Source organism: Amycolatopsis sp. MJM2582, from assembly GCF_000754115.1.
Lineage (GTDB): Bacteria > Actinomycetota > Actinomycetes > Mycobacteriales > Pseudonocardiaceae > Amycolatopsis > Amycolatopsis japonica.
In genome coordinates this window covers 208,328-224,063 of the sequence record NZ_JPLW01000002.1, presented here as the reverse complement: position 1 = coordinate 224,063, position 15,736 = coordinate 208,328, and the positions used below count along the sequence as shown (strand labels likewise).

Here is a 15,736-nt window from a genome sequence, read left to right as displayed (position 1 = left end):
CCGACTCATTTCTGCGGCCGGGATCCGGCCGCGCGATGGGGACGGGGTGTGCTGATTCTGGGACGCGGCAAGAGAAATCGGACACCGCCGAAAGTCGTGCAGTAGGTACTTATCTCTTCGCCCCCACCACCGCTAAGTGCCCCTCTAGGTACCGGAACCACCCGCCGGTTACGACACCCGGCGTCCGTCCACTTGAGACGGATGGCGGCATAACTCCAGGGACATAACCCGGCGCCGGGTCTTCCCGAAAACCCTTCCCGCCGACAGAATCGCCACCATGACCGCAGCACAGTGGACCCCGACCTACGGCGACCCCTTCGAGCCGGTTCCCTATCGTCCGGCGCGCATGTCCGAGGAGGAATCGCTGGCCACCGCCGCCGATCTGCGCCGCCGCATGGACGACCGCCGCACCGTGCGGATGTTCTCGACCGACCCGGTGCCCGAGCAGGTGGTCGTCGACGCCATCGCGGTGGCCTCGACCGCGCCCAGCGGCGCGCATCAGCAGCCGTGGACGTTCGTGCTCATCAAGGACGCCGCGACCAAACAGCGGATTCGTGAAGCCGCCGAAGAGGAAGAGCGCGTTTCGTACGAGGGCAGGCTCGGCGAGGAGTGGCTGTCCGCCTTGCGCCCGTTGGGCACCGACGCCGTGAAGACCCATCTCACCGACGCCCCGTACCTCATCGTGGTCTTCCAGCAGCGCTACTTCCTCGACGAGGACGGCACCAAGCACAAGCATTACTACGTCGACGAATCGGTGGGCATCGCGGTCGGCATGCTGCTCACGGCGCTGCATCTCTCCGGGCTGGCCGCGTTGACGCATACGCCGTCGCCCATGCGGTTCCTCGGCGAGCTACTCGAGCGGCCGCAGAACGAGAAGGCGTTCGCCGTCATCCCGGTGGGCTATCCGGCGGACGACTGCGTCGTGCCGAACCTCGTGCGCAAGTCGATCGATCAGGTCATGATCCGTCGCTGAGCCGACGCGCGACCCGGGTGCGCGCGCACCCGGGTTGCGCGAAGCGGCCGCGAACACACAGTCAAACTGCGCATTAGTGCAGTTTACTGCTCACTTTGGCGCATCTCTTGACATATCCGGCGGCGATTGGACAAAGTCTGGGCACCGAAGGCGACACGAAGGAGTGTTCTTCATGGCCGACCTGCCCTCTGTCTCCCGGCGGACACTGTTCGGTGGCGCGCTCGCCGCCGGGGCGCTCGCCGCGATGCCGGCGAGCGCCACCGCCGCGGAAGAAGCCGCGACCTCGCCCCGCCGTCCTGGCCGGCGCAGCATGATCGGCGTCCCGTTCGAACGGCACCAGACCGTCCGGATCGGGATGATCGGTCTCGGCAACCGCGGGATGTCCATGATCGGCGGCTGGAGTGCCGTCCCGGGCGCCGCGGTCACGGCCGTCTGCGACATCCGCGCCGAGCGCGCGAAGGCCGCCGCGGACAAGCTCGCCGCCGACGGGCGTCCGCGTCCGGCGGAGTACGGCGGATCCGCCGACGCCTACCGGAAGCTGCTCGCGCGGGACGACATCGACCTCGTCTACATCGCCACGCCGTGGGAGTTCCACTACCCGCAGGGCAAGGCCGCACTGCTGTCCGGCAAGCACGTCGGCGTCGAACTGCCCATCGCCACCGAGCTCGACCAGCTGTGGGACCTCGTCGACACCAGCGAGCAAACCCGCAAACACCTGTTCCTCGCCGAGAACTGCAGTTACGGCCGCAACGAGCTGGCCATCCTCAAGATGGCGCACGAGGGCGTCTTCGGCGAGGTCACCAACGGGCACGGCGGTTACCTGCACGACCTCCGCGAACTGCTGTTCTCCGACACGTACTACACCGACGCGTGGCGCCGGAAGTGGCACACGCGCAGCACCGCGAGTTTCTACCCGATGCACGGTCTCGCGCCGATCGCCGCCTGCATGGACGTCAACCGCGGCGATCGGTTCGCCACGTTGCGCGCCACGGCGACCGAGCCGAAGGGCCTCGCCGATTACCGGAAACGCCACATGCCGCCGGGTCACCCGTCGTGGAAGGAGACCTACATCAACGGCGACCTGGTGACCTGTCTGATCGAGACCGAGCAGGGCCGGATCATCCGCGCCGAGCACGACGTCAGCTCGCCGCGCCCGTACAGCCGCATCAACAGCCTCGCCGGCAGCCGCGGCATCGTGGAGGACTACCCCGCCCGGATCTACGTCGAGCCCGACCACAGCGGTCACGCGTGGAAGGACTTCGGGCCGTACCGCGACCGCCACGACCACTGGCTGTGGAAGAAGCTCAAGGACGACCCGAACCTCGGCGGGCACGGCGGCATGGACTACGTGCTGCAGTGGCGGATCGTGCAACAGATGCGGGCCGGGCTGGTGCCGGACATCGACGTCTACGACTCGGCGGCCTGGTGCTCCCCCGTGCCGTTGAGCGTGGTCTCCCTCGAGCGCGGCGGGAAACCGGTGGCGGTACCGGACTTCACGCGTGGCGGCTGGACGAAAGCCCGGCCGGGGCTGGACTCGCAGCCTTCGGAGATGCCCGGCTAAGCCATTCCCCGCAGATAGGCCGCCAGCGGCCGGGTGAACTGGTCGATACTCGCCGGGGTGCCCGCCTCGACGCCGTCGAGGGAACCCGCACCGGCGAACCGGTCGAACAGCAGGCCTTCGATCAGGCTGACGAGGTCCGCGCTCGCCGTGCCGGCATCGGACGCGCCGAGGGCTTCGCACAACCGCAGCGCGTGCTCACGGGAGAAGAGGGCCCGCGCGAGGAGTTCGTGGAGGTCGGGGAAGCCGGCGAGTTCGATCGTCAGCGCGTAGCGGGCGGTGACGTGATGGCGGCGGCTCACCAAGAGGTCGTCGAGCCACGCCGCCATCGCCCGCGCCGCGGCGGTGTGGCCGGCGACGGCGGCGTGCGCCAGTCCGGTCAGCTGGAAGCGGTGGGCGGACGTGTCCGCGATACGCCGGACCACCGCTTCCAGCAACGCCTGGCGCGTGCGGAAGTAGTACGACGTCGAGCCGCGCGGCAGGTCCAGCCGGACGTCGACGGCGCTGTGCGTCAGCCCGCGGATTCCTTGCGAGGCGAGGATTTCCGTCGCGGCTTCGGCGATCATGGTCCGCCGGTCAGTGGGCTCCACAGTGGACCTTCCCGTCGGACAGCGCGGTGAGCCTGCTCCGGATCCGGTCCAGATCCGGGACTTCCGGAGGGTCACGGAAGAGTTCGTCCAGCGACGCGGTCGCGTAGACGGCCAGTTCGACGCCCTGGTCGACGAGGATGTCGATCAGGACCCGGAACCGCATCGTGGCGTCGGCCCCCGCCGTCCTCAACGGCGGGACGTCGGTGATGGTCCACCGGCGGTGGCGCGCGGCCAGCTCCAGGTAGTCCCTGGTCGACATCTCCGTCGTCGCGCAGAGCTCGCCGAAACCGAACGTGACACCGGCCGTCGACTCGGGCGGCTCGCCGACGACGAATCGGCCCGGCCTGGTCCCTGGCAGGCGGTAGTCGTTCTCGCCGTCGAGGCGAACGACGTCGAGATGCGCCCGAAGCGCCGTCACGACGGCCTCGATCTTGTCGTGGAAGAGCGGATCCGGCAGCAGCCCTTCCGGTGGGTAGTTCGACGTCGCGACCAGCGTGATCTTCCGGGCGAACACCGCGTCCAGCAAACGCCGCAGGAGCATCGCGTCGCCGATGTCGTGCAGATGGAACTCGTCGACGCACAACAGCGAGAGCCGGTCCAGCACCGCGGCGACGGCCCGGTCGATCCCGCCGAGGTCGTGCGCGGTGGACTGCAGATGCGCGAGCAGATGATGCAGATGCCATCGGCTCTTGCGGCCGGGCGCGGCCGCGTGGAAGGCGTCGAGCAGCATCGTCTTGCCCCGCCCGACGGAACCCCACAGGTAGACACCACGCCGCCTGCGCGGCACCTCGTCCAGCAGCGCCGCCACGGCGATCTGCCCGGAGTCCAGCTCTATGCCCATAGAGGAAGCCTCTAGAGAAATAGAGGGCCGGGCAAGCGAAGGTGATCGAGAGGACACTCAGCCGTCGGCCGTGTACCGGGGAACGACCCGGAAGACGCGCAGGTCCCTCGGGGTTCCCTTGGCCCGGAAGTTCCGGCGCGGGCGCACGGTGAAGGTGTCCTGGTCGAGTTCTTCGACGACGCTGGCGCTGGCCAGGACCTCGTCGCCGTCGGCGGCGGCCATGATCCGGGCGGCGATGTTCACGTCGACGCCGAGATAGTCGTCGCCGACCCGCTGCGGATTCCCGCGGTGCAGCCCCGCGCGCAGATGGGGCAGGTAACCCTCGGCCTTGATCACGCTCACGGCGGAACACGTCTCGTAGGCGGCGTTCACCGCCTCCCCCGGGTCGGCGAACACGGCCATCACCCCGTCGCCGAGCCCCTTGACGACACTGCCGCGGTGCCCGGCGACGATCGACTCGGTCACCTTGGAGACCTCCCGCAGCAGCTCCAGCACGCGGTCGTCGCCGGCCTCCAGCGCCCAGGTCGAAAAGCCGACGAGGTCGGTGAACAGCACGGTGATGCCGTCCGCGGACAGCGGCGGGGCGCCGGAGCGGCGGACGGCCTGCCAGGCCTGGACCGCGGCCAGCCCCAGCTCGCGGGTGGCGCTGGGCCGGTCGGCACCCGCCTCGGTGAGCAGGCGGGCGAGCCGATCGGACGAGCGTCCCGTCGACGGCGCCAGTGGCTCGGCGTTCCCGGGGACGAGCCCGCGCAGGAACCGCGCGCCGCGCACCAGCTCACCGCGCTGGTCCGTCGCGCGCAGGAACCTGCGGGTCCGGAGGTGCCACGGCTCAGGTCGTTCGGTCACGATCAAGACGATAGTCGTTCGCCGCGCGGACGGAGCACCTGTCACCGGGGTGACAAGAACACGGACGGCAGCTCCCCTTTCCGCCTTCGCGTGACAATTCGCGAACTCACCATTCTCCATACGCGTGACAAGATCGAAGCGTAAAGAAAACGCGAGAGATCTTTCCCTTTCCTCGTTGGTGACTTTCCACCTACATTCGGTTTCGAGCCCATTCAACGACGAAAGGACCTGACATGACGGAAACCCTCGTACGGAAGGGTGTCCGGCGATTCCGCGCGGCCGGGATCGCGGCCGTGGTCGCCGGAACCGTAATGCTAACCGCGGCGGGAACCGCGGCCGCCGTCGAAAAGAATCTCACGTACAAGGGCGGCTTCCCCATCATCGGCGACCAGAAGGTGGCAGTGGTGGTGAAGGCGGAAATCCCGGCGACGGCCAAGGCGGGTGAGCCGATTTCGGTGCCGTTCACCCTCGACGTCGATTCCGGTCAGGCCGCCGGCGACGGGCTCCGGCTGGTCGGTGCGAAGAAGCTCTCCGGCACCATCAGCTCGAAGGTGAACATCGCGCTCGGCGAGCAGAAGGTGTCGATCCCCATCGAACTGCCGATCCCCGACACCGAGGTGCCCGCGGAAGGCTCGCTGAAGTTCACCGCGACGGGCAAGGTCGACTTCACCATCCCGGCCGGGACCCCCGCCGGTGAGGCGACCAGCAGCGTGGACGCCGCGGCGACCTCGCATATCGTCACCGACAGTTCGCTCGGCGAGTTCGACGTCAACCTCACCCTCGACCCGCCCGACCAGGACGCCGTCCTCGGCAAGACGACCGTCAGCTGATCACCCGTCTTCCCCCGGCTCGCCGAGCCGGGGGAAGACGCGTCTTGACCTCAAGCGCACTGGAGGTCACAGACTCTCGATCATGTGGATCTGCGACAGGTGCGGTATCGAACACCCGGCCACCCCGGAGCCGCCCCGGTGCGTGCTCGACCGCGGCGAGGTCGGTATGGAGGAAGCCGGTGACCTCGGCGCGCACACCGGACGCTGGTGGACGCACGAAGAACTGATGTCCTTGCCGCACAAGACCCTGCGCCGGGATCACGGCCGCGGGCTGCACAGCATCAAGCGGGACCCTCAGTTCGCGATCGGGCACTGGTCGTTCCTCGCGACGACTCCGGCGGGGACCCTGCTCTGGGATCCGCCGTCCTGGTTGGACACCGAGGTGCTCGACGTCGTGCGCGGTCTCGGCGACGTCGCCGTGATCGCCACCAGCCATCCGCATATGTTCGGCGCCCAGCTCGGCTGGAGCCGCGCGCTGGGCGGGGTCCCGGTGCTGGTCAACGAACGCAACCGCGAATGGCTGCCCGCACCCGATCCGGCGTTCGAGTTCTGGGACGAGCACGTGGAACCCTTGCCCGGCCTCGAACTGATCCGGCTCGGCGGGCATATGCGCGGCAGCGCCGTCGCCAGGACACCGGACGGCAGCATCCTGGCGGGCGACACGATCTCGGGTGGGCTCGCGCCGGGCTGGGTTTCGTTCCAGCGCAACTTCCCCAAGCACATCCCGCTGTCGGCAGCCGTGGTCCGCCGCATCGTCGACCGGCTCGACGACTTCCCCTACGACCGGCTCTACACCCTGGGCGGGGACACGATCGATCGTGACGCCCGCGCCGTCGTGCGCCGAAGCGCCGAAACCCATGTCCGGTGGGTGAACGGCGACTTCGACCACCTCACTTGACCGCGAGGTTCTCCTTGGCCTTCTCCTTGCGGCGGAAGAACAACGCGATGACACCGGCCATCCCCATGAAGAACGCGACGGCCCACATGCCGGGCCGGAAGCTGCCGGTCAGCCCCTGCAGCCAGCCGACGAGGTAGGGACCCACGAAACCCGACAGGTTGCCGAAGGAGTTGATCAGGCCGATGCCGGCGGCCGCGCCGACGCCGGTGAGGAAGGCGTTCGGCAGCTGCCAGAACACCGGGACCGCGGTGAACACGCCGACCGCGCACAGCGTCACCGCGGCCATCACCAGCAACGGCGAACCCAGGTAGAGCGCCGCCGCGATCGAGACCGCGCCGACGAACGCGGCGATGGCGACGTGCCCGGCGCGTTCGCCGGTGCGGTCGGAATGGCGTGCCCACAACACCATGGCGACGGCGGCGATGGCATACGGGACCGCCGTGATCAGGCCGATTTCGACGATGCTGTATTTGGTCTGGAACTGCTGCTCGAAGCCCTTGATCACCTGCGGGAGGAAGAACGCGAGCACGTAGAGGCCGAAGATGATCCCGAAGTAGACGGCGCTCAGCGCGAGCACGCGCGGATCGGTCAGCGCCTTCCGCGTGCTCACCTCGTGGCCGACCTCGCGGGTGTCCTCGGCGTCGAGGGTCGACTGCAGCGCGGTGCGCTGGTCCGGGGTCAGCCATTTCGCGTTCTTCGGCCGGTTCGGCAGCAGGAACAGCACCGCGATGCCGAGCAGGATCGAAGGAACACCTTCGGCGAAGAACATGAAGCGCCAGCCCGAGTCGAAGCCGAGAGCCCCGTCGCCGTGCTTGATGAGCAGGGCGGAGATCGGACTGCCGATGACCGACGAGAGCGGGACCGCCAGGAAGAACAGCGCGACGATCTTGGCCCGCACCTTCCGCGGGAACCAGTAGGTCAGGTACAGGATGATGCCGGGGAAGAACCCGGCCTCGGCGATACCGAGCAGCACCCGCACGATGTAGAAGCTGACCTCGCCCTGGATGAACGCGGTGGCCGAGGCGACGATGCCCCAGGTGACCATGATCCGCGCGATCCAGACCCTGGCCCCGACCTTGTGCAGGATGACGTTGCTGGGCACCTCGAAGAAGAAATACCCGACGAAGAAGAGGCCGGCGCCGAGCCCGTAGGCCGCCGAGCTGATGCCGAGGTCGGCGTTCATGGTGAGCGCCGCGAACCCGACGTTGACCCGGTCGAGATAGTTGAGCAGATAGAGCAGCCCGAGGAACGGGACCAGCCGGATCATCGCCTTGCGGACCGCCTGCGCGGTGGACACCTCTGCCGTCTGTTCGTCCATCCGCGGGAGTGTAGAGGGCGATCAGAACAACGGGGGCAGGAAGGCACCGAGGTTTCCGCCCGCCGCCCGATCCGCCGGATCCGGATCGATCCGGACCGACTCCGGATCGCGCGGGTCGTAGGTGACCTTGACCGTCGAACCGCGGGCCGGTGCCTGCAACGGCGAGGTGATCATCGTGGCGGTGACGGTCCGCTCCCCCGCGTCGGTGGGGAACCGGACCTGCACGGTGAACCGGGGATTCCCCATCACCCAGACGTTGGTGAACTCGACGCCGACCACGGTGCCCATCACCTGGCGGCCGGTCCGCGCCAGCGCCTCCGCGCGGTCGTCCGCTTCGGCCTTGGTGACGAACGCCCGTCCCAGCACCATGATCATGACCAGTGCGGTCACCCCGGCCACCACCGGGACGAGATACGGCTCGTAGTAGACGACCCAGTCCACCTCGGTCCACGGTTCGGATGGCAGCCGCTTCCCCACCGCCTCCGGCGGCGTCCAGGACGGAATCGCGGCGCCGGCGCCCAGCGCGATGCCGAGGGAGGCGGCCAGGCTGCTCGCCCGGAAGCCGACGCCCACCCCGCGCAGCGACACCCCGCCGCCCCACAGCATCGCGAACCCGAGCGACGAAGCCACCGTGATCGAGATGCTGAAGAGCAGGACGAGGGAGACCGCCGGGCCCGCGTCGGCCCCCCACGCGTCGACGCGGTTCAGCGACATCAACCGGAAACCGTCCAGCAGCCCGAGCGCGCCCGACCAGCCCACGACCGCCCAGGCCAGCGTCGTGGGCACGCCGAGCAGCCACAGACGCAGGCCTGGGCGGCGGGCCCGCCGGGAGTCTTCCGGCAGGCCGAATTCGAAGGTCCCGAACATGCCTACCGCCTAACCGATCGGGCCGAACACGGCGACCTTCGCCGGGTCGGCGGGGTCGACGCGGGCTTCGTGCCGGGTACCGGGCGCGTACTGCTGGAGCGTCGCCAGCGGCGTGATCAGCTGCGTCACCGTCCGGTAGGTGGTGCCGTCGGCGCGGGTGACCTCGAGCGTCGCCGTGTACTGCGCCTGTCCGGCGATCTTCCGCCCGGTCGGCTCCAGCCCGCGGACCGCCAGGGTGGCCGGCTCGCAGGTGTCGTAGAGCCGCCGCAGTTCGGTGCCGTAGGCCTGCAGTTCCTGCTGCTGGCGCAACTGCTCGTCCATCGGCAACGCCAGGAACGCCGCCATGTCCGGGTCGGCGTTGAGGCTCCGGAACGCCTGCGCGGCCAGCTGCGGAGTCGGCAGCTGCGGCGTGATGTCGTGGCCCTGCGCGGCGGCGGCCTGCCGGAACTGCTCCGCGTGGCGCTGGAAGTCCTGCTCTCCCCGCGCCATGCCCTGCTGCGTCGCGTCGTTGATCTTGTCGCGGATCTTCTTGAACATCGGGTGCCGCCTTTCGCCGTGTCGTTCGTGCTGGACACAGCTTCGGCGGCCCGTCCCGCTACCGAACCCAGGTTTTCCCGTCGTCGGTCGCGTCGAGGCAGGTCAGCGGCGCCCAGAAGACCGGAGAGGTCGCCGGTTCGGGGTTCTCGCGCCAGCGGGCGAGCCGGGAACGCTGCCAGGCACACAGCTCGGTGACCGGATCCTCACCGGCGAGCGCGGTGTCCACGGCGATGACCAGTTCGGACATCGGGTCCGCGCCGGGTACGGCGGCCGACGTCGGCAGCGCCCAGACGGTGGCGGCGACCAGACCGGCCCCGGCCGCGACGGCGGCGAGCAGCACTCCGAACGGTTCGGCGAGGCCGAAATCGCTCGCGCTGGCACAGCCGATGAGCGCCACCCGCGCGGGAATGTCCATTTCGGACAGTGCGAGGTCGGCGGCGGTGAACGGCCGGTGCGCGCCGATCGGGGCGGCCGTACCCGGAAGATCGGCCGCACAGGACAGATGCAGGGCGGTCTGCGCGCCGTGCTCATCGCGGACGCGGCTGACGTGCCCGACGAACACCAGCCGCGAACAAGGCCCCGCCACGAGTTCCGCGAGCAGGCGGCGGTCGGTGTCGGTGCGGCGCACCAGATCGAGCCCGCGTCCGGCGGCGGGAAGGACCGGCCCCTCGGCGAGCCGCTCGTCGAGATGGCGGATCAACGGTGAGGTCGCGTCCTGTTTGCCGAGCACGGAGCCCAGCTCGCCGAACGCGCTCTGGCCGGGGATGCGCGGGTCGAGCAGGTAGACCGGCGGGCCGTCGGCCGAGGACGGGCGACGCGGGATCGCGGACGGGGCGAGCAGCGAAACGTCGGCGACGTCGAGGACGCGCTCGTCGCCGTCGAAACAGAGGCCGAGCTCGTCGATTTCCAGCACGCGATCGGCCCGCCGGTCGGGCAGCGCCAGCAGTCCCCACGGGACACCGGCGAGGCTCGGCGACGGCTGGATCCGCAGGAGCGGGCGGTTTCCCCCGGCGGCGGCACGACGGAGTCGCTCGACCAGGTCGGCGGGCAGGAGGTTGAGCGCGAGCACACGGGCCAGGCGTTGTTCCCCGGCGAAGCTCCCGAACGCGTCTTCGCCCAGCGAGCGCCGGACCGCGTCGGCCACGCTTTCGCCTTCGTGCGGTGTCGGGGACGCGGCGTCCAAGACCTGGCGGGCGGTCCCGACCAGGGCGAAGCCGATCGGGTGCGTGTGGACGGTGTCGAGGTCCTCGGTGGTCCGCCAGGTGAGGAAGGTGTGCCCGGCGTCGGCGAAGCGCAGGAGGAAAGTCTCGCGCCCGGGCTTCGCGGCGGGCCAGGTCTCGACGGTGCCGGTGACCGGACGAGGCAGCCGGTACCGCTCGGCGGCGACGGCGAGCCACCGGTCCAGTTCCATGGGCGACGACGGCGACCAGCGCAGCGCGGGCGGCGGGGCGAGCCGCAGCGGAAGCGACGAAGTCACGGAACCCAGTGCCGCCAACGGAAGCCCCTCGGTGACCGGGCCGACTTCGAGACTGGGAAGCGCGCCGGTGAGGCCCAGTGTGGGCTCCTCCGTGCCCGTGTACGCGCCGACGGCACAGGTGCGCTCGACGAGTTCCGCCGCGAGCCTCGGCTCCTCGAGCTGGGCCAGCAACGCGAGCGCCATCCCCATCGTCGGGGCCGCGATGTCCCGCGCCCACGCCGTGCGCGCTTCCGGCGAGACGAACTCGAACCGGTATTCCGCTGCCGCGAGCGTCAGCGGGAGCAGCAGATCCAGCACCGCGGGCAGGTCTTCTCCACGGGCGAACCCGATCGACGCCGCCACGAAATCCGTGTGCAGGAGATCCGCCCAGTCCCCCGCCGTCCGCGCCGATTCCCTCGCGCGGTGCGCGTGGTCCTCCGCCGTCGCCCAGTCGCCTTCCGCGGCCGCGCAGCGGGCCAGTGCCGTGTCCACGAGGCGCAGACCCGGACCGTCGCCGTTGGCTGTCCGGATCGCTCCCGCGTGTTCGAACTGCGCTCTGGCCTGCGAGACGTCGCCCGCGTGCAGCAGCAACATGCCCAGCGCGTGGCTCGCCTCCGCGACGTCGCCGGTCAGGCCCGCCGCCGCGAGTTCGTCGCGGGCGGTGACGATCGCGGTGACCGCGCCGGGGAAATCACCCGCGAGGGCGCGGGCCTCCGCCAGCCCTATGCCCATCTTGGCGGCCATCGGGCTCCCAGCGTGCTGAGCCGTCAGCCTCAGGAGGTCCGCCCGCGCGTCGGCGTCCTCACCACCCGCCTGGCGGATCCTGGCACGTTCGGCCCTGACCATGGCCTGCTGGTGCACGACCCGCTCGCGGACCTCGTCGTTCTCGGCGAGCGCGTCCAACGCCGCCAGGATCTCGTCGATCGCCGTCCGCGCGCCGGCGAAATCCCCGGCCGCGATCTGCACCCGCACGTCGAAGATCCTCAGTTCCAGCTCGTCGACCCCGTGGACGTCGAGCAGCTCGGGCGGATACTGGTCCGGTCCCGCCTCCTTGCGGAATGCCGCCCGGCGCCGCTGCCCGGCGATCAGCTCGCGTGCCTTGGCGACGTCACCTTCCTCGGTGGCCAGGGAGATGAGCACGCGCTCGGCGACCTCGCGGGAGCCTTCGATCATCCGTGCCTCGGCATACTGTCCGAAGTGGACGATGGCGACGGCGCTCACCTTGAAGACGTTGAGCACGGCTTCGGCGCATTGCCGCGCGTTGCGCAGATCGCCCGCCGAATAGCAGAGCGTGGCCAGGTCGCTGACCGCGGCGAGTTCCAGATCCGTCCGGTCGAGCCGCTGCGCGATCTCCCGCATCCGGGCGTACTTCCGTTGCGCGTCCGCGACGTTCCGCGTGACAGCCAGTCGTTTGGCCTCGTCTTGGACCTTGGCCGCCTCCACCAGCAGCTTCCGGTACTGGCGTTCGGACAGCGAGCAGGCGGGGAGTTCGCCGTACGGGGCCGGATCGAGACCGAAATACCGTGCGACGCAACGACAGTTGTACCCGTGCGAGCTCGCGGGGCCCAGTTCGGGCGGAAGCGGGCGATCCGGCGGGTTCCGGGGCGGCGGCATGCCGACGAGCACGTCAGAACTCCTCATCGGCGGAAGCGGCCGCCGCCCGTTCGGCCAGCGTCCTGAGCTCGGGCGGGCGGGCCCGCACGAGCGCGACCACCTCCGCCCGGTCTTCCGCCGTGGTCCCGGCGACACTCTCGTCCGCCACCCCGACGACGACGGCGATCTGTCCAGGTGGGACACGCGCCGCCAGCCGGGCCGCGGTCTCGTCCAAGTTGGTCGTGCCGCTGAACCGACCGGCGCCCAGCTCCAGCGGCACCTCCGCGAACGACTCGCCCTCGTGGCTCGCGAACGCGCTGATCGCCGCGTCGGCGAACGCGCCCGCGACGACGACTTCGAGCCGGGTGGCGGCCGCGGCGGCGACGATCCGCCAGCTCACCGTGTCCTCGCCGGCGTCCAGGATCCCTGGCGGGACCCGCGCCCAGTCGACGCTCGCCCGTCCGCTCGCCAGTATGCCTTCGCCGGGCGCCACCGGATCGAGGCCCGCGGCCAGTGCGTACGCTTTTTGGCTCGGTGCCGGGGTTTCCACGCGCGCCGCGACTTCGGCGCGCACGACGTCGTCTTGCTCGTCGAACCAGGCGGCAAGGCGGGTGCACAGTCCCCGGACGTCGTCGGCGACCGGCCCCGCCGCTGCCAGGAGGGCTCCGTCCGCGACCGCCGCGTCGAACAGTTCCGCCGGAGAGGCTTCGAAACCGTCGAGAAGCCCTTCGGCCAGGTCCTCGACGTCGACCGTCGCGACCGCCGTTTCGAGGTCCAGCAACGCCGGGTCCAGCGACGGGACTCCGAGCGAGGGGCCGGCGGGCCACCAGCGCCGGAGCCACAACAGCAGCGCGAGCCTGCCCAATTCCGGCCGGGCGGGAAGATCCGCGTGGCCCTGGGCGAGCGCGGCGAGACTCGCTTCCGCGCCCACGAGCCGGGTCAGCCACGGTTCGGCGGCTCCGGCGTCGCTGAGCTCGACGCGCATCGTGGTCGTCCTGCCCGCGAGGAGATCGGCGAGGGCGAAACGGATGAGACCGCCGTCGGCCGCGACGACGGGCGTGTGCACCGGATGCGTCACGACACGGCCTCCAGATCCGGCAGGCGGGCCATGAGCGCGCGGCGCACCTTCGTCCGGAGGTCCAGTGACGTCGAGCGGACCACTCCGGTGACGAGGTCGCGGACGTCGGCGGCGTCGGCGGGAAGGTCGCCGCGGACGTCGAAGCCGTGAAGCCGGACCCACAGCCTGCCGAGGAAGTGCTTGGCGAACTCGCGAAGATCACGCAGGAGTTCGGCGTCGGGCCGCGGGGTGAGCGGGGTGGCCCCGGCCAGCGCGCGGCGGGCGTGCAGGACGTAACCCTCCCGCGCGACCTGCGCGTTGAGCCGCCGCGCGAATTCGGGGACCCCGGCGGGGGCCGCGCCGTCGAGCGGCCGCAGCGCGGGGGCGAGGACGACACCCAGCGCGAAGCACGCGGCCAGCGCGGGCAGGCCGAGCCCGAATCCGGCGGCGACCCGGGTGAGTTCGTCGTCGACGAGGTCCTCGACGGGAGGCCGCTCGTCCGGCGGAAGACGGCGCAGGGTGGCGCGCACGCGGCGTTCGACACTGCGTTCGAGGAGTTCGGCGCCGGTTTCGTCGCGCCGGTTCAAGGGCGGGACGGCGGTGCGATCTCCGCGCTGCAGACCGAGATCCGGCGCGGGCAGCCCGGAGATCTCCCGGACGATCTCGCTGAGCTCGCGTGCCCCGCCCGGCTCCCTCAGCCCGAGCCCGAGAGCGTGCCCGGCGGCCGAATCGGCGAGGGTTCGCCAAGCGGCGTCGGAAAGATCGTCGACGAACGTCCGGAGCGCGGCGATGTCTTGTGGCACAACGGTTTCGGCGGCCCAGCGGCGACGCAACTCCGCGGTCAGCCGCGTCTCGTGCCGCGGATCCGCGAGATACGCGGTGAGCCGATCCACGCCCGCCGCGCCGCCCTCGCCATGGAGATCCCGCAAGGCCGCCGCAGCCGTCGCCGCCGCGTCGGGCCCCGGCGAGCCGAAGCCCGTCGCCAGTTCATACGCCAGGGGGAAACAGACGTCCTGCACATTGCCCGCCGTGATGCGCAGGGCGCGGCGCTGACGTTTGAGGTGGGTGAACCACGCGGCCGTCGCGCGCAGCCTGTCCGCGTCGGCCAGCAGGAGTTCCGTCAACTCCGCCGCCGTCGCCGCGTCCAGCACGGGACGACCGAGCCGGGGACGCGCCGCCGTGCGGATCACCAGCGGGTCGATGATCTTCTTGATCGTGCGGGTCAGCGGGCCGCCGTCGGCGGAGGAGAGGACCTCGACGCCGTCGATCCGTTGCCACGCCTGCGCGAGAACGGCCGACCTCAGCCGGGGTTCGCCCGATGCCGTCATCGCCCTCCCTCACGCGCTGATCACAACTCTATCCGAGGCCGGGCCTCACCCTGATGCCCGAAAGACTCCACCGAGCAGACGACGCGAACCGCCCTGCTCGTCCCTAGTCTGTCAGGTCGTGAATGACGCCGTTCCCGTCGATTACGAGAGTGATCCCGGACGCTTCGCGGCCAATGTGCTCTCGACCGCGTGGTTCTCCTCGTGCGGCGACGTCCATCCGGAGATCGCCGCCGGCTTCGCGACCGAAGGATGTTCACTGGTGCTGGACGTCGGAGGCGGCACCGGAGCGCTTTCCCGGCTGCTGGTACGCCGGAACGTGCCGACGGTGGTGGCCGACCTGGCGTCGCACGTGTCCCACGCGCCCGGATACTCCGTCCAGGCCGATGTGACCGGCCTTCCCTTCCGCGAAGCGACCTTCGACGGTGCGGCCGCGTTGTGGATGCTTCACCATGTGCCCGACCCGGTGGAAGCGCTCACCGAGGTGAGGCGGGTCCTCTCCCCGGGTGGGCTGCTGGCCGTCTCAGCGTCGAGCCGGTGGAATGACCCCGAGCTGGCGTGGGCGCTGCCTCGCTGGGGCCGGGCGTCGAGCTTCGACGCGGAAACCGCCGAACCTCTGCTGGGCAAGGTGTTCGAGGTCGAGTCGATCCGAGCCTGGGACGCCCGATTGGTGACGCTTCCCGATCGCGCCGCGGTCGCGCTGTTCCTCCGCGGCCGGGGCCTGCCCGAGCCGTCCGCGTGGCGGCTGGCCACCAAGACGGCGGTGCCTTTGTCGCTGACGAAACGGGGACTGGTCGCTTGGGCACGGAAACGCTAGCCGGTCGGCTGGGACCTCGTGGACGCTTGCCGCTACTTGGGCGCAAGCCGTCAGTTGCCGCTTTTCGGCGACGGGCCGGAACGCTGAAGCCTAGCCCGCACAAGCCGTCCGTTGCCGCTTTCCGGCGACAGGCCAGAACCCTGAAACCCAGCCCCCACACCGCCCGTCACCACATTCCGGCGACAGGCCAGAACCCTGAAACCCAGCCCCACACCGCCCGTCACCACATT

Annotated in this window: 15 protein-coding genes; 5 read left to right on the top strand and 10 right to left on the bottom strand. The window is 70.3% G+C overall.

From position 1 onward, the window contains the following. Window positions 1-277: 277 nt before the first annotated feature. Window positions 278-973 (top strand): nitroreductase family protein, encoded by a 696-nt coding sequence (locus ED92_RS11350; protein ID WP_037336719.1) that lies wholly within the window; start codon window positions 278-280, stop codon window positions 971-973. 172 nt (window positions 974-1,145) lie between these two features. Then, a complete protein-coding gene (locus tag ED92_RS11345; protein ID WP_037339793.1) occupies window positions 1,146-2,534 on the top strand; it encodes a Gfo/Idh/MocA family protein in 1,389 nt (462 codons plus the stop codon). On the opposite strand, the gene ED92_RS11340 is transcribed toward ED92_RS11345, so the two are convergent. From ED92_RS11340 to ED92_RS11330, 3 genes are read right to left on the bottom strand one after another with little or no spacing between them, the layout of a single operon-like run. Further along, window positions 2,531-3,121, bottom strand: a complete 591-nt coding sequence (locus tag ED92_RS11340) for a TetR/AcrR family transcriptional regulator (RefSeq protein ID WP_200882691.1) — start codon at window positions 3,119-3,121, stop codon at window positions 2,531-2,533. The two genes, ED92_RS11345 and ED92_RS11340, sit on opposite strands and share 4 nt — an antisense overlap. After that, a complete protein-coding gene (gene zapE, locus ED92_RS11335; RefSeq protein ID WP_037336717.1) occupies window positions 3,108-3,962 on the bottom strand; it encodes a cell division protein ZapE in 855 nt (284 codons plus the stop codon). Before zapE ends, ED92_RS11340 begins: the two co-directional genes overlap by 14 nt. Window positions 3,963-4,019: 57 nt before the next feature. Beyond that, window positions 4,020-4,814 carry an adenylate/guanylate cyclase domain-containing protein gene (locus ED92_RS11330; protein WP_037336715.1) on the bottom strand — a complete coding sequence of 265 codons (795 nt, stop codon included), beginning with the start codon at window positions 4,812-4,814 and terminating at the stop codon, window positions 4,020-4,022. A gap of 227 nt (window positions 4,815-5,041) precedes the next feature. On the opposite strand from ED92_RS11330, the gene ED92_RS11325 reads away from it, so the two are divergent. After that, complete coding sequence (locus tag ED92_RS11325; protein WP_037336713.1) at window positions 5,042-5,638, top strand: DUF6801 domain-containing protein; 597 nt, start codon at window positions 5,042-5,044, stop codon at window positions 5,636-5,638. Between the two features lie 82 nt (window positions 5,639-5,720). Then, on the top strand, window positions 5,721-6,536 hold the full coding sequence (locus ED92_RS11320; protein WP_235213250.1) for a hydrolase: 816 nt from the start codon (window positions 5,721-5,723) through the stop codon (window positions 6,534-6,536). On the opposite strand, the gene ED92_RS11315 is transcribed toward ED92_RS11320, so the two are convergent. Genes ED92_RS11315 through ED92_RS11290 form a run of 6 tightly spaced genes read right to left on the bottom strand, consistent with a single transcriptional unit; the run spans window position 6,529 to window position 14,692 of the window. After that, window positions 6,529-7,854: an MFS transporter gene (locus ED92_RS11315; protein ID WP_037336711.1), complete on the bottom strand. Its 1,326-nt coding sequence runs from the start codon at window positions 7,852-7,854 to the stop codon at window positions 6,529-6,531. The two genes, ED92_RS11320 and ED92_RS11315, sit on opposite strands and share 8 nt — an antisense overlap. Before the next feature lie 21 nt (window positions 7,855-7,875). Then, window positions 7,876-8,721: a DUF3592 domain-containing protein gene (locus ED92_RS11310; RefSeq protein WP_037336709.1), complete on the bottom strand. Its 846-nt coding sequence runs from the start codon at window positions 8,719-8,721 to the stop codon at window positions 7,876-7,878. A gap of 9 nt (window positions 8,722-8,730) precedes the next feature. After that, window positions 8,731-9,258: a hypothetical protein gene (locus tag ED92_RS11305; RefSeq protein WP_037336707.1), complete on the bottom strand. Its 528-nt coding sequence runs from the start codon at window positions 9,256-9,258 to the stop codon at window positions 8,731-8,733. A gap of 58 nt (window positions 9,259-9,316) precedes the next feature. Then, window positions 9,317-12,355 (bottom strand): tetratricopeptide repeat protein, encoded by a 3,039-nt coding sequence (locus ED92_RS11300; RefSeq protein WP_235213249.1) that lies wholly within the window; start codon window positions 12,353-12,355, stop codon window positions 9,317-9,319. Then, a complete protein-coding gene (locus tag ED92_RS11295) occupies window positions 12,342-13,385 on the bottom strand; it encodes a hypothetical protein (RefSeq protein ID WP_037336703.1) in 1,044 nt (347 codons plus the stop codon). The genes ED92_RS11300 and ED92_RS11295 overlap by 14 nt, the downstream gene beginning before the upstream one ends. After that, the gene (locus ED92_RS11290; protein ID WP_037336701.1) at window positions 13,382-14,692 is read right to left on the bottom strand and encodes a hypothetical protein; all 1,311 of its coding nucleotides are present in this window, start codon (window positions 14,690-14,692) and stop codon (window positions 13,382-13,384) included. The genes ED92_RS11295 and ED92_RS11290 overlap by 4 nt, the downstream gene beginning before the upstream one ends. A gap of 118 nt (window positions 14,693-14,810) precedes the next feature. On the opposite strand from ED92_RS11290, the gene ED92_RS42750 reads away from it, so the two are divergent. Then, entirely contained in the window at window positions 14,811-15,506 is a 696-nt protein-coding gene (locus ED92_RS42750; protein WP_161791101.1) for a class I SAM-dependent methyltransferase, read from the top strand. A 50-nt stretch (window positions 15,507-15,556) separates the two neighbouring features. On the opposite strand, the gene ED92_RS43305 is transcribed toward ED92_RS42750, so the two are convergent. Then, window positions 15,557-15,736 (bottom strand): hypothetical protein (locus ED92_RS43305; protein WP_235213248.1); only part of this gene is annotated, 180 nt, incomplete at its 5' end.

What these genes read in the sequence shown, in the direction of transcription:
- ED92_RS11350 (WP_037336719.1), top strand. Translation starts at nt 278, where the DNA reads ATGACCGCAGCACAGTGGACCCCGACCTACGGCGACCCCTTCGAGCCG.
- ED92_RS11345 (WP_037339793.1), top strand. Translation starts at nt 1,146, where the DNA reads ATGGCCGACCTGCCCTCTGTCTCCCGGCGGACACTGTTCGGTGGCGCG.
- zapE (WP_037336717.1), bottom strand. Translation starts at nt 3,962, where the DNA reads ATGGGCATAGAGCTGGACTCCGGGCAGATCGCCGTGGCGGCGCTGCTG.
- ED92_RS11325 (WP_037336713.1), top strand. Translation starts at nt 5,042, where the DNA reads ATGACGGAAACCCTCGTACGGAAGGGTGTCCGGCGATTCCGCGCGGCC.
- ED92_RS11320 (WP_235213250.1), top strand. Translation starts at nt 5,721, where the DNA reads ATGTGGATCTGCGACAGGTGCGGTATCGAACACCCGGCCACCCCGGAG.
- ED92_RS11315 (WP_037336711.1), bottom strand. Translation starts at nt 7,854, where the DNA reads ATGGACGAACAGACGGCAGAGGTGTCCACCGCGCAGGCGGTCCGCAAG.
- ED92_RS11310 (WP_037336709.1), bottom strand. Translation starts at nt 8,721, where the DNA reads ATGTTCGGGACCTTCGAATTCGGCCTGCCGGAAGACTCCCGGCGGGCC.
- ED92_RS11305 (WP_037336707.1), bottom strand. Translation starts at nt 9,258, where the DNA reads ATGTTCAAGAAGATCCGCGACAAGATCAACGACGCGACGCAGCAGGGC.
- ED92_RS11300 (WP_235213249.1), bottom strand. Translation starts at nt 12,355, where the DNA reads ATGAGGAGTTCTGACGTGCTCGTCGGCATGCCGCCGCCCCGGAACCCG.
- ED92_RS11290 (WP_037336701.1), bottom strand. Translation starts at nt 14,692, where the DNA reads ATGACGGCATCGGGCGAACCCCGGCTGAGGTCGGCCGTTCTCGCGCAG.